Here is a 323-nt window from a genome sequence, read left to right as displayed (position 1 = left end):
TCGAACGAGCCGAAGTAGTCCACGACGTCCTCGGGCCACTGGTTGGCCTCGGCCAGCAGCACCGTGTCCGGGTAGTGCGCGTCGATCTCCGCGCGCACGCGGCGGAGGAAGTGGTGGGTGCGCGGCAGGTTCTCGCAGTTGGTGCCCTCCTCCGCGTAGAGGTAGGGCACGGCGTCCAGGCGGAAGCCGTCGATGCCCAGGTCGAGCCAGAACCGCAGCGCGGAGATGATCTCCTCCTGGACGGCCGGGTTCTCGTAGTTGAGGTCGGGCTGGTGGGAGAAGAAGCGGTGCCAGTAGTACTGCTTGCGGACGGGGTCGAAGGT

Annotated in this window: 1 protein-coding gene; it reads right to left on the bottom strand. The window is 67.2% G+C overall.

Annotation, left to right across the window (positions count from 1 at the left end):
• Positions 1-323 (bottom strand): alpha-amylase family glycosyl hydrolase (locus QK440_RS41325; protein WP_282798411.1); only part of this gene is annotated, 323 nt, incomplete at both ends.

Origin of the sequence: Streptomyces sp. CC224B (assembly GCF_030010595.1) — a bacterium.
GTDB classification, from domain to species: Bacteria; Actinomycetota; Actinomycetes; order Streptomycetales; family Streptomycetaceae; genus Streptomyces; species Streptomyces longispororuber.
This window is presented reverse-complemented; position numbering and strand designations above follow the sequence as displayed.